At 67.0% G+C, this 12,222-nt stretch carries 9 protein-coding genes; 6 read left to right on the top strand and 3 right to left on the bottom strand.

What is annotated here, in order from left to right:
- Positions 1 to 70 precede the first annotated feature (70 nt).
- Entirely contained in the window at positions 71 to 415 is a 345-nt protein-coding gene (locus tag VVS03_RS02315) for an iron-sulfur cluster assembly accessory protein (RefSeq protein ID WP_070769617.1), read from the bottom strand.
- A 191-nt stretch (positions 416 to 606) separates the two neighbouring features.
- On the opposite strand from VVS03_RS02315, the gene VVS03_RS02320 reads away from it, so the two are divergent.
- Complete coding sequence (locus VVS03_RS02320) at positions 607 to 1,320, top strand: DUF3043 domain-containing protein (protein WP_368519004.1); 714 nt, start codon at positions 607 to 609, stop codon at positions 1,318 to 1,320.
- 2 nt (positions 1,321 to 1,322) lie between these two features.
- Positions 1,323 to 2,297: a nicotinate-nucleotide--dimethylbenzimidazole phosphoribosyltransferase gene (locus VVS03_RS02325; RefSeq protein ID WP_368521466.1), complete on the top strand. Its 975-nt coding sequence runs from the start codon at positions 1,323 to 1,325 to the stop codon at positions 2,295 to 2,297.
- Here the strand turns inward: VVS03_RS02325 and VVS03_RS02330 are convergent.
- Positions 2,294 to 3,394, bottom strand: coding sequence for a branched-chain amino acid aminotransferase (locus VVS03_RS02330; protein ID WP_368519002.1), 1,101 nt, complete (start codon positions 3,392 to 3,394; stop codon positions 2,294 to 2,296). The two genes, VVS03_RS02325 and VVS03_RS02330, sit on opposite strands and share 4 nt — an antisense overlap.
- Positions 3,395 to 3,633: 239 nt before the next feature.
- On the opposite strand from VVS03_RS02330, the gene VVS03_RS02335 reads away from it, so the two are divergent.
- Positions 3,634 to 5,220, top strand: a complete 1,587-nt coding sequence (locus VVS03_RS02335) for a leucyl aminopeptidase (protein ID WP_409338339.1) — start codon at positions 3,634 to 3,636, stop codon at positions 5,218 to 5,220.
- A 3-nt stretch (positions 5,221 to 5,223) separates the two neighbouring features.
- Here the strand turns inward: VVS03_RS02335 and VVS03_RS02340 are convergent, their stop codons facing one another.
- Positions 5,224 to 5,619, bottom strand: coding sequence for an oxidoreductase (locus VVS03_RS02340; protein ID WP_290222522.1), 396 nt, complete (start codon positions 5,617 to 5,619; stop codon positions 5,224 to 5,226).
- A gap of 172 nt (positions 5,620 to 5,791) precedes the next feature.
- On the opposite strand from VVS03_RS02340, the gene sucB reads away from it, so the two are divergent.
- From sucB to gcvT, 3 genes are all read left to right on the top strand, one after another.
- The gene (sucB, locus tag VVS03_RS02345; RefSeq protein WP_368521464.1) at positions 5,792 to 7,927 is read left to right on the top strand and encodes a 2-oxoglutarate dehydrogenase, E2 component, dihydrolipoamide succinyltransferase; all 2,136 of its coding nucleotides are present in this window, start codon (positions 5,792 to 5,794) and stop codon (positions 7,925 to 7,927) included.
- 321 nt (positions 7,928 to 8,248) lie between these two features.
- A complete protein-coding gene (gene gcvP, locus VVS03_RS02350) occupies positions 8,249 to 11,104 on the top strand; it encodes an aminomethyl-transferring glycine dehydrogenase (protein WP_368521463.1) in 2,856 nt (951 codons plus the stop codon).
- Positions 11,105 to 12,217 carry a glycine cleavage system aminomethyltransferase GcvT gene (gene gcvT, locus VVS03_RS02355; protein ID WP_368533839.1) on the top strand — a complete coding sequence of 371 codons (1,113 nt, stop codon included), beginning with the start codon at positions 11,105 to 11,107 and terminating at the stop codon, positions 12,215 to 12,217.
- Positions 12,218 to 12,222 lie beyond the last annotated feature (5 nt).

Below are 12,222 nucleotides of genomic sequence, written 5' to 3' on the forward strand. Positions count from 1 at the left end.
ACGGAAGGAGGGCCGAGCCCAAAGCTTTTATGCGTTGCGGCGAACTGTTTGGCTCGCCACCAACGGCTATTTAGTTGAAGGAATCACCGCAGGCGCAGGAACCGCCGGCGTTCGGGTTGTCGATAGTGAAGCCCTGCTGCTCGATGGTGTCGGCGAAGTCGATCTTGGCGCCAGTCAGGTACGGCACGGACATCTTGTCCACGACGAGGTTAACGCCGCCGACCTGGTCGACCTTGTCGCCATCCAGGGTGCGGTCATCGAAGTACAGCTGGTAGCGCAGGCCGGCGCAGCCGCCCGGCTGGACAGCAATACGCAGGGACAAATCGTCGCGGCCTTCCTGATCGAGCAGAGCCTTCGCCTTAGCGGCGGCGGCCTCAGTCAGGATGACGCCAGTAGCAGATGCTGGGGCGGTCATAAATACTCCTTGTTCGACTTGATTGTTCGACGTTGCGTCGGATTTAGTGCTCCCCACCACCCTACTCGCCTCACTACCGTCAAGAAAGGCTGACGTGCCAGGCGGTGGGATTATGGCTTGTATTCATCTTCAACCGCACGGGCGCGGGCCTTATTCCACTTTGGACAAGCAACCTTGTAACCTTGGGTGTTGTGAAACTACCGTGGCAAAAAGACAATCAGGACGCCGCTGCAGCGGACACCGCCGACCAGTCGGCCGCGCACGCCGGCAAGGACTCGGCCGCCCAGGAGGCTAAGAGCTACCCGAAGGGCTACACCCCGCCGAAGGGCCGGCCGACGCCGAAGCGCGCGGAGCAGGAGATCGCCAAGGGCGTTATCCGCGATCCGCACCGCATGTCTACTGCGCAGGCGCACCAGAACCGCAAAGAGCTGAAGAAGTCCATGTCCAAGGAAGAATGGAAGGACTACAAGGCCAAGGAGCGCGAGGAGCAGCGCAAGCGCAACCGCGAGACCCAGGAGCGCATGGCCGCCGGCGACGAACGCTACCTGCCGGCCCGCGACCGCGGCAAGGAGCGGGCTTATGCCCGCGATGTCGTCGATGTCGCCAACAGCCCGCTGCGCTTCACGATGCCCGGTGCCCTCGCCCTGCTGTTGTTCATGTTCGTCGGCACGTTTGTCCCGAGCATCTCCCCGGCGGTATCCGCCGTGGGCATGGTCTTCATCCTGCTCTTCGCTGTCCTGGCTATCCTGCACGGCCGCCGCGTCAACAACGCGGTGCGGATGAAGTTCCCCGGCACCACCGCTACCGGCTTCAGCCTGGGCAGCTACGCGGTGGGGCGGGCTACCCAGCCGCGTAAGTGGCGCGTGCCGCGCCCGCGGGTCAAGCCGGGCGAGGCTCTGGCCTAGTCATGGTGGAGTTGCAGGCGGATAGCGCGGCCGGCATCGGCGCGGCTGAAAAGCGCGAGCTCGCGGCCAAGATTGCCCTGAATCCGCAGTCCGCCGCCCTGGGGCGGATGTCCCTGCCGGTGGTCTGGCTGGCCGGCTGCCTGCAGCGCGTCCTGCCCCAGCCGGTGGCCCGACCGCGGGTCGTGGTCTTCGCCGGCGACAACGGCATCGCCAGCGCGGACGCGCCGGTCTCGCAGTGGCCAGCTGACCACACCCACGACGCGGTCGAGCAGCTGTCCGCGCACACCGGGCCGATTGAGCTTTTGGCCCAGCGCGCCGCTGCCCGCGTGCGGCTAATCCAAGCAGGCACCTCCGCCCCGATTGATAGCGCCGACGCGATGGACGCCGAGCTGACCGCCCAGGCCTTCGACATCGGTATCAAGGCCGCCGACGCCAGCGCGGACGAGGGCGACGACTTGGTGATCCCGGCCGATATCGGCGTCGGCAACAGCACCGTAGCCGCGGCAATTGTGGGCCGCGTGACCGGCACCGAGCCGGTGGCGATCGTCCCGCGCGGCGCCCAGGTCCCGACGGAGCGGTGGAAACAACAGGTCACCGTCGTACGCGACGCGATGTTCCGCAGCCGCGGGCTCGCCGACGAGCCGGCCGAGCTTATCCGCGTGCTGGGTTCGCCGGCGTTTGCAGCGGAGGTCGCCTTCATCGCGCAGTCGGCCGCGCGCCGCACTCCGGTGCTCATCGACGGCTCCTTCGGCGCGGCCGCGGCCATGCTAGCCGAGCGCCTGCGCCCCGGCACCCAGGAGTGGGTCTTCGTCGCGACCTCCACCGCCACCCCGGCCTTTGACCGGGCCGTGGCCGATCTCGGGCACGAGCCCTGGCTGGATCTGGCGGTCGCGGCGGGCCAGGGCCTCGGGGCCCTGTCTGCCCTGCCGCTTATCAATTCAGCCGTGGAGCTTGTCTCCACGGCACTGGGCGACTAGACCAGCGTGTGCAGCCACCCGTGGGTGTCGGGCTGGCTGCCGCGCTGGATGTCGGTGAGCTGCTTGCGCAGCGCCATGGTGACCTCGCCCGGCTCGTTGCCGTTGATGGTGAAGTCCAGGTCCTTGCCCAGCACGCGGCCGACCGGGGTGATAACGGCGGCGGTACCACAAGCGAAGGACTCGGTCATCTCGCCACTGTCGACGTCCTGGTGCCACTCCTCGGCGGAGATGCGGCGCTCCTCGACCTCGTAGCCGGCGTCGCGGGCGACCTGCAGCAGGGAATCACGGGTGATGCCGGGCAGCAGGGAGCCCGACAGCGCCGGGGTGACGATCTTGGCGTCGTCGCCGCTGCCGTAGACGAACATCAGGTTCATCCCGCCCATCTCCTCGATGTACTTGCGCTCCAGCGCGTCCAGCCAGACGACTTGGTCGCAGCCCTTCTCATCGGCCTGGGCCTGGGCCAACAGCGAGCCCGCGTAGTTGCCGGCGAACTTCGCCGCACCGGTGCCGCCGGGGGCGGCGCGGACGTAGTCGGTAGACAGCCAGACCGAAACCGGCTTCACGCCGCCGGTGAAATAGGCCCCGGCCGGGGAGGCGATGACGATATAGCGGTAGGACTTGGCCGGGTGAACGCCCAGGGAGACCTCCGTGGAGATCATGAACGGGCGCAGGTAGAGCGAGTCTTCCCCGCCGGCGGCCGGAACCCAGTCCTTATCGACGGCGACCAACTGGGCCAGGGAGTTGGTGAATTCCTCGGCGGGCAGCGGCGGCATCGCCAAGCGCTCGGCGGAGTGGATCATGCGCTCGGCGTTCTGCTCCGGGCGGAAGGTGGCCACGGTGCCATCCGGCTGGCGGTAGGCCTTGATGCCCTCGAAGATGGCCTGGCCGTAGTGGAAGACGTTGGAGGCCGGCGACATCTCCAGGGGGCCGAAGGGGCGCACCTGGGCGTCGTGCCAGCCTTCTTCCTCGTTCCAGTCGATGGTGACCATGTGGTCGGTGAAGTAACGGCCGAACCCCGGGTTGTCGAGGATCTCGGCAATCTTTTCCGGACTGGTCGGCTGGTCGGTACGGGTTACGGTGTAATCAAGCAAAGTCATGTCCACACTCTACTCCGCCTTTCGGTCACCCAACCGGTTTTATTACCGAATTTTGCGGCCGCCCGCCATCCGTCGCGTGTGCTGCGTCCCTGCCCGCGGGTGAGGACCCCACTCCCCCACTTTCTGTCCCACCTGATAGGAAAACGATGGGGCAAACCTTCCCCGGCCTGGGTCGCCGGCCGCTACAGTGGGGCCATAACCTGAAATTAGGTACACCATTGACTGCTTACAACAGGAGGATGACAACCGTGGCTAAGAAGAAGTCCCCAATCGAGATCCCGGGCGCCGGCGTAGTCCCGGCCGTGAAGCTCGCCAAGAAGCTTCCGGAGAAGGCACAGGCCCTTATCATCGGCATTTTCGCCAGCGACGACGGCGTGGAGGTCCCGGCCTCCGCAGCGCTTGACGGCGACGCCCTGCGCACCGTCCTCGACCAGCTGCTGGCCGTCGGCGCCACCGGCAAGGCCGGTTCGGTCCACCGCATCCCGGCCCCGGAGGAAGTCGGCACCGACTCCATCGTGGCGGTCGGCCTCGGCGAGGCCGAACAGTTGGATGATGAGACCCTGCGCCGAGCCGCCGGCTGCGCCGCCCGCGCCGCCCAGGGCCTGAACAAGGTGGGCAATACCCTGCACGAGTTCGGCCTGGCCGCTGCCGTCGAGGGCACCATCCTGGGCGGCTACGTGCACCGGGGGCTGCGCTCCGACAAGCTGCCGGCCGATAAGAAGCCGGCGACCGTCTCCTTCCTCCTGCAGGATAAGAAGGACGCGGCTACCAAGAACGAGTTCAACGCAGCCCGCGCCATCGCCCAGGCCACCGTCTTCGCCCGCGACTTGGTCAACTGCCCGTCCAACGAGCTCTACCCGTCCGTCTACGCGGACATCCTGTCCTCCCACGCCACCGCCGCCGGCCTGGGCGTCGAGGTGCTCGACGAGAAGCAGCTGAAGAAGGAAGGCTTCGGCGGCATCCTGTCCGTGGGCCAGGGCTCGGTCCGCCCGCCGCGGCTGGTGCGCCTTTCCTGGAAGCCGTCCAAGGCCAAGCGCCACGTCGCGCTGGTCGGCAAGGGCATCACCTTCGACACCGGCGGCATTTCTCTCAAGCCGGGCGCTGGCATGTGGGACATGATCATGGACATGGGCGGTTCGGCCGCCGTGGCCGCCGCTACCCTGGCCGCGGCCTACCTCAAGCTGGACGTCGCGGTCACCGCGACCATCCCGCTGGCTGAGAACATGCCGTCTGGTTCCGCCACCCGCCCGGGCGATGTCATCACCCACTACGGCGGCACCACCTCCGAGGTCCTCAACACCGACGCGGAGGGCCGCCTGGTGCTGGCCGACGCCATCGCGCGCGCCAGCGAGGACAAGCCGGACTACCTCATCGACACCGCCACCCTGACCGGCGCCCAGATGGTCGCGCTGGGCAAGCGCACCGCCGGCGTCATGGGCACGGAGGAATTCCGCGACGAGGTCGCGAACATCGGCCGCCGCGTGGGCGAAAACGCCTGGGCCGTGCCGCTGCTGGAAGAGCACAACGAGTCGCTGAAGTCGGATAACGCCGACATCCGCAACATCAACGCCCAGCGCGAAGGCGGCATGCAGTTCGCCGGCACCTACCTGGAGCACTTCGTCGGCGAGGGCATCGACTGGGCCCACATCGACGTCGCCGGCCCGGCCTGGAACGGCGACGGCGCCCGCGGCTACACCCCCAAGCGCGCCACCGGCGTGCCGACCCGCACCATCATCGCCGTGCTGGAGCAGGTCGCCGGCGCGGGCAGCACCGATGCCCCGGAGCCCGCCGGGGCCAATGAAGAGACCAACGACACCGAGGATTAATCCTTAAGAATCCGGATTTTCGCCGCGCTCGAACCGGGCGCGGCGAATTTTTTGTTCTTCCCGCTTGCGCAGGATGCGGTCGCGCTCCATTTTGCGGCGCATCCGCTCGGGGTAACCGGTCTCCTCGACGTCGTAGACCGGGCAGTCCAGCAGCCGCGCCACGGCGTCGATTCCCTTCGGGCCCCCGATGCGCCGCCGGATGAAGTCGCCGCCCTCGTCGACGACGACCACCGACATTTCGTTGACGATGGTCTCCGGTTCCACGAAGGCCTCGACCCAGCCGCGGGGGCGCGCCCAGTCCTGCAGGTCGCGTGCGTCCTGCTCACGGATGGTTTCCCCGGGGGCGCGGGGCGGCTTCAGCGGGGACTTCGAGCGACGTCGGCGGAAAGGGTTGAACACGGCACACTATCCTAGTGGTGTAGACAGTTTCCTGGTAACTCACACCTTGTCTGGTCAGCCTGTGGGGCGAAACACCGGATTAGGGGTGAGATAATGCGCGACGAATTGACCGAACCGGTAGGCTGTTGACAAAAGGTTTGTTATTTCCAACTTTCGAGGAGTCTTAATTCTCATGGCGCACTCCGTTGAGATGCCCGAACTGGGCGAATCCGTAACTGAAGGCACTATTACTCAGTGGCTCAAGTCTGTGGGCGACACCGTCGAGGTCGACGAGCCGTTGCTCGAGGTCTCCACCGACAAGGTCGATACCGAAATCCCTTCCCCGGTTGCGGGTACCCTCCTGGAGATTAAGGCCGACGAGGACGACACCATCGAGGTCGGCGAGGTCATCGCCACCATCGGCGACGAGGGCGAGTCCGCGGACTCCGGCGAGTCCCAGGACGACTCCGCCGAGGCGGAGCAGGACGAGGCCGAGGCTGAGGCTGAGTCCAAGGAAGAAGAGTCCAAGTCCGAGGAGTCCTCCTCCGACAAGCAGTCCGGCGGCTCCGGGGATGCCACCGACGTTGAGATGCCGGAGCTGGGCGAGTCCGTCACCGAGGGCACCATCACCCAGTGGCTGAAGTCCGTCGGCGACACCGTCGAGGTCGACGAGCCGCTGCTCGAGGTCTCCACCGACAAGGTCGACACCGAAATCCCGTCCCCGGTCGCCGGCACCCTGCAGGAAATCCTGGCCGACGAAGACGACACCATCGAGGTCGGCGAAGTCATCGCCCGCATCGGCGACGGCTCCGCCCCGGCCAAGTCCGACGACTCCGACTCTGACTCCGACTCCAAGGCTGAGGCCAAGGAAGAGGAGAAGGAAGAAGAGCCGAAGAAGGAAGAAAAGGCCGAGGAGTCCTCCTCCAAGGATTCCGGCGCTTCCGGGGATGCCACCGACGTTGAGATGCCGGAGCTGGGCGAGTCCGTCACCGAGGGCACCATCACCCAGTGGCTGAAATCCGTCGGCGACACCGTCGAGGTCGACGAGCCGCTGCTCGAGGTCTCCACCGACAAGGTCGACACCGAAATCCCGTCCCCGGTCGCCGGCACCCTGCAGGAAATCCTGGCCGACGAAGACGACACCATCGAGGTCGGCGAAGTCATCGCCCGCATCGGCGACGGCTCCGCCCCGGCCAAGTCCGACGACTCCGACTCTGACTCCGACTCCAAGACTGAGGCCAAGGAAGAGGAAAAGGAAGAAGAGCCGAAGAAGGAAGAAAAGGCCGAGGAGTCCTCCTCCAAGGAGGAGAAGAAGGACGAGGCCCCGAAGAAGGACGAGTCCTCCGCTAAGAACACCTCCGCGAAGGTCAACAACGGCGACAACGTCCCGTACGTGACCCCGCTGGTGCGCAAGCTGGCTGACAAGCACGGCGTTGACCTGAACTCCGTGGAAGGCACCGGCGTCGGCGGCCGCATCCGCAAGCAGGACGTGCTGGCCGCTGCCGGCGAGGGCGAGGCCCCGAAGTCCGGCTCCGACAAGGCTGCCTCCGGCAAGTCCGGCGGGCGCGCCAACTGGTCCACCAAGTCCGTGGATCCGGAGAAGCAAGAGCTCATCGGCACCACCCAGAAGGTCAACCGCATCCGCGAGATCACCGCCTCCAAGATGGTCGAGGCGCTGCAGATTTCCGCGCAGCTGACCCACGTCCAGGAAGTCGACGTCACCGCGGTAGCCGACATGCGCAAGAAGAACAAGCAGGCGTTCATCGACAAGTACGGCGCCAACCTGTCCTACCTGCCGTTCATCGTGAAGGCCACCGTCGAGGCGCTGGTTTCCCACCCGAACGTCAACGCCTCCTACAACCCGGAGACCAAGGAGATGACCTACCACGCGGACGTGAACGTGGCCATCGCCGTGGACACCCCGCGCGGCCTGCTCACCCCGGTCATCCACAAGGCGCAGGACAAGACCCTGCCGGAGATCGCCCAGGCCATCGCCGAGCTGGCTGACAAGGCCCGCAACAACAAGCTGAAGCCGAACGACCTGACCGGTGCTACCTTCACCGTGACCAACATCGGCTCCGAGGGCGCCCTGCTGGACACCCCGATCCTGGTTCCGCCGCAGGCTGGCATCCTGGGTACCGCGGCCATCACCAAGCGCCCGGTAGTGGTCAACGACGACGGCCAGGACGCCATCGCCATCCGCCAGATGTGCTACCTGCCGTTCACCTACGACCACCAGGTGGTTGACGGTGCTGACGCTGGTCGCTTCATCACCACCATCAAGGACCGCCTGGAGACCGCGGACTTCGAGTCCGACCTGGCTCTCTAAGACACGGCCTTGAGCTGCCGGCCTTCCCGGGCCGGCCCGAGCCCCCGTTGACTTTTCCTATGACTTTAAGGAAAAGGAGACGGGGGCTTCGTCTTTCCCCGACTACCCCCGTAACCCCCTCCCGGGCCGAATGTGGTCACAGTTTTTCGGCCCAGTTGGAGATGTCACTAACCCCGCACGCGGGGCCGACGCCCCCGCCCCGCAGCGGGGCGTAATTAATGCGCTCGGGTTGGGGGTAAAAACGACCCGGGCGTGTGGCGCAGAACAATATACTGGTGTTCCGTATGGCCGTTTTGCCTACCCAATCAAGGAGTAACGCTAATGGAATTCATCTCCCGTCACCTCGGGCCAGATGCCACCGAACAATCTAGGATGCTGGAGGCGGTGGGTTATTCCACCGTTGAAGACTTGGTCGACGCCGCTATTCCGACCAAGATTCGGGCCGACGAGCGGCCGGAGCTGCCGGGCCTGCCGGCCCCGCTCAGCGAGTACGACGCCCAGGAACGCCTGCGCGAGCTGGCTGGCAAGAACCACCTGCTGAAGTCCTTCTACGGTCAGGGCTACAGCGACACCATCACCCCGCCGGTCATCCGCCGCGGCCTCTTAGAGGACGCGGGGTGGTACACCGCTTATACCCCGTACCAGCCGGAGATTTCGCAGGGTCGCCTGGAAGCGCTCCTTAACTTCCAGACCATGATCCAGGACCTGACCGGCCTGCCGATTGCGAACGCCTCCCTGCTGGACGAGGCCTCCGCCGTGGCCGAGGCGGTCGGGCTGATGTCCCGCGCGGTCAAGAAGGGCCGCCGCGTGGTCCTAGACGAGCGCCTCCACCCGCAGGTGCTCAACGTCGCCGCTGAGCGCGCCCGCGCCATCGAGCTCGAGGTCCTCGTCGCGGACCTGACTGACGGCCTGGCCGGCGAGGACATCGTCGGCGTGGTCGTGGCCTACACCGGCACCGAGGGCGATATCTTCGACCCGCGCGCGGTCATCGAGGAGGCCCACTCCCGCGGTGCCCTGGCCGCCGTGGTCGGCGATCCGCTCTCCCTGACGCTGCTGGAGGCCCCGGGCGAGCTGGGCGCCGACATCGTCACTGGTAGCTCCCAGCGCTTCGGCGTGCCGCTGTTCTTCGGCGGCCCGCACGCGGCGTTCATCTCCGTCACCGACAAGCTCAAGCGCCAGATCCCCGGCCGCATCGTGGGCGTGTCCAAGGACGCCGAGGGCCGCCCGGCCTACCGCCTGGCCCTGCAGACCCGCGAGCAGCACATCCGCCGCGAGCGCGCTACCTCCAATATCTGCACCGCCCAGGCGCTGCTGGCCAACGTCGCGTCCATGTACGCGGTCTACCACGGCCCGCACGGCCTAAAGGCCATCGCCAAGCGCGTGCACGGCCTGGCCTCCACCTTCGCCGCCGCCGTCAAGGGCGAGGGCCTGGATCTGGCCGCCGAGGACTTCTTCGACACCGTCACCGTGACCGGCGTCGACGCGGCCGCCATCAAGTCCTCCCTGCAGGAGGCCGGCTACCTGGTCCGCGCCATCGGCAGCGACAAGGTCTCGGTCTCCTTCGGCGAATCCGCTACCGATGCCGACGTGGAAGGCCTCGTGCAGGCCTTCGGCGGCGAGGTCGCGGACACCGAGCCTTTTGCCCTGCCGGAAGCCCTCCAGCGCTCCACCCCTTTCCTGGAGCATGAGATCTTCAACTCCCTGCACTCCGAGACCCAGATGATGCGCTACCTGCGCGAGCTGGCGGACAAGGACCTGGCACTGGACCGCAGCATGATCCCGCTGGGCTCGTGCACCATGAAGTTGAACCCGACCGCTGCGATGGAGCCCATCTCCTGGCCTGAGTTCGCGGGTATCCACCCGTATGCCCCGGAGGAGACCACCGCCGGCTGGCGCGAGCTCATCGCCCAGACCGAGGACTGGCTGGCCGCGATCACCGGCTACGCCAAGGTCTCCATCCAGCCGAACGCGGGCTCGCAGGGCGAGCTGGCCGGCCTGCTGGCCATCCGGCGCTACCACGTGGCCAACGGCGACAACGGCCGCGACGTCGTGCTGATTCCGGCGTCTGCCCACGGCACCAACGCCGCCTCCGCGACCCTGGCCAACCTGCGCGTGAGCGTGGTCAAGACCGCCGACGACGGCTCGATTGACCTGGCCGATCTGGACAAGAAGATCGAGCAGCACGGCGAACACATCGCCGGCATCATGATCACCTACCCGTCCACCCACGGCGTCTTCGACCCGGAGGTCCGCGAGGTCTGCGACAAGATCCACGCCGCCGGCGGCCAGGTCTACATCGACGGCGCGAACATGAACGCGCTGACTGGCTGGGCCCAGCCGGGACAGTTCGGCGGCGACGTCAGCCACCTGAACCTGCACAAGACCTTCACCATCCCGCACGGCGGTGGCGGCCCGGGCATCGGCCCGGTCGCCGTGGCCGAGCACCTGATCCCGTTCCTGCCGTCCAACGCCGCCGACCCGGCCCACGACGCCTCCGAGGCCGCCCCGGTCGGCGAGGGCGTGCCGATCACGGCCAGCCAGTACGGCTCTGCCGGCGTGCTGCCGATTTCCTGGGCCTACCTCGCCATGGCTGGTTCCCAGGGCCTGCAACAGGCCTCCGCGCACGCTATCTTGGGCGCGAACTACCTGGCCCACGAGCTGCACGATTCCTTCCCGATCCTCTACACCGGCAACGCCGGCCTGGTCGCGCACGAGTGCATCCTGGACCTGCGCGAGCTGACCGACCAGTCCGGCGTGACCGCCGCGGATGTGGCCAAGCGCCTCATCGACTTCGGCTTCCACGCCCCCACCCTGGCCTTCCCGGTCGCCGGCACCCTGATGGTCGAGCCGACCGAGTCCGAGGACAAGGGCGAGCTGGATCGCTTCATCGAGGCCATGCGCACCATCCGCGCCGAGATCCAGGAGATCATCGACGGCAAGGTCGCCTACGACGACTCCGTCATCGCCCACGCCCCATTCACCGCGCTATCCGTGTCCAGCAACGACTGGGACTACGCCTTCACCCGCGAGCAGGCCGCCTGGCCGGTGGACTCGCTGCGCCGCGGCAAGTACTTCGCCCCGGTCCGCCGCCTGGACGAAGCCTACGGCGACCGCAACCTCGTCTGCTCCTGCCCGCCGCCGGAGGCTTTCGAGATGACCAACGAAAAGGAGAGCTAAATGTCCGATCTACGCAATTCCCCGCTGCACGCTGAGCACGAAAAGCTCGGCGCCAGCTTCACCGCCTTCGGGCCGTGGAACATGCCTCTGAAGTACGCCAACGAGCTGGACGAGCACCGCGCCGTGCGCGAGGCCGCCGGCCTGTTCGACCTGTCGCACATGGGCGAAATCTGGGTCACCGGCCCGGATGCGGCCAAGTTCCTGACCTACGCGCTCATCTCCAACCTGGAGACCGTCAAGGTGGGCAAGGCCAAGTACTCCATGGTCGCCGCCGAAGACGGCGGGATCATCGATGACCTCATCTCCTACCGCTTCGAGGAGGAGAAGCTCCTGGTGGTGCCGAACGCCGGCAACACCCAGGTGGTCTGGGAGGCCTTCCAGGAGCGCTCGGAAGGCTTCGACGTGCAGCTCAAGAACGAGTCCCAGGACGTGGCGATGATCGCCGTCCAGGGCCCGAAGGCCGCCGAGATCCTCGTCCCGCTGGTCGAGGACAACAAGCAGGACGCCGTCTACGAGCTGGGCTACTACGCCGCCACCATGGGCAAGGTGGCCCGCAAGTTCGCCATCATCGCCCGCACCGGCTACACCGGTGAGGACGGCTTCGAGCTCATCGTCTACAACGCGGACGCCCCGGAGCTGTGGAACGAGCTGCTGTGCGCCGGCGAGGAATACGGCCTCAAGCCCTGCGGCCTGGCCGCGCGCGACTCCCTGCGCTTGGAGGCCGGCATGCCGCTCTACGGCAACGAGCTCTCCCGCGACATCACCCCGGTCGAGGCCGGCATGTCCCGTGCCTTCGCCAAGAAGGAAGCGGACTTCGTGGGCGCGGAGACCATGCGTGCGCGCGCCGCTGAGGGCCCGCAGCAGGTCATCACCGGCCTGGAGTCCTCCCAGCGCCGCGCGGCCCGCTCCGGCGCCGAGGTCTACGTGGGCGAGACCCACGTGGGCACCGTGACCTCCGGCCAGCCCTCCCCGACGCTGGGCCACCCGGTCGCCCTCGCGCTGCTGGATACCTCCGCAGGTCTCGAGCCCGGCGCCGAGGTGGAGGTCGACATCCGCGGCAAGCGCTACCCGTTTACCGTAACGGCCTTGCCGTTTTACAAGCGGGACAAGTAAAACCG

Origin of the sequence: Corynebacterium sp. LK2537, from assembly GCF_040946485.1 — a bacterium.
Taxonomy (GTDB): Bacteria; Actinomycetota; Actinomycetes; order Mycobacteriales; family Mycobacteriaceae; genus Corynebacterium.

Excerpts from the sequence above, each read along its gene's own strand:
- VVS03_RS02315 (WP_070769617.1), bottom strand. The coding sequence starts at position 415 with ATGACCGCCCCAGCATCTGCTACTGGCGTCATCCTGACTGAGGCCGCC.
- VVS03_RS02325 (WP_368521466.1), top strand. The coding sequence starts at position 1,323 with ATGGTGGAGTTGCAGGCGGATAGCGCGGCCGGCATCGGCGCGGCTGAA.
- VVS03_RS02330 (WP_368519002.1), bottom strand. The coding sequence starts at position 3,394 with ATGACTTTGCTTGATTACACCGTAACCCGTACCGACCAGCCGACCAGT.
- VVS03_RS02335 (WP_409338339.1), top strand. The coding sequence starts at position 3,634 with ATGACAACCGTGGCTAAGAAGAAGTCCCCAATCGAGATCCCGGGCGCC.
- sucB (WP_368521464.1), top strand. The coding sequence starts at position 5,792 with ATGGCGCACTCCGTTGAGATGCCCGAACTGGGCGAATCCGTAACTGAA.
- gcvP (WP_368521463.1), top strand. The coding sequence starts at position 8,249 with ATGGAATTCATCTCCCGTCACCTCGGGCCAGATGCCACCGAACAATCT.
- gcvT (WP_368533839.1), top strand. The coding sequence starts at position 11,105 with ATGTCCGATCTACGCAATTCCCCGCTGCACGCTGAGCACGAAAAGCTC.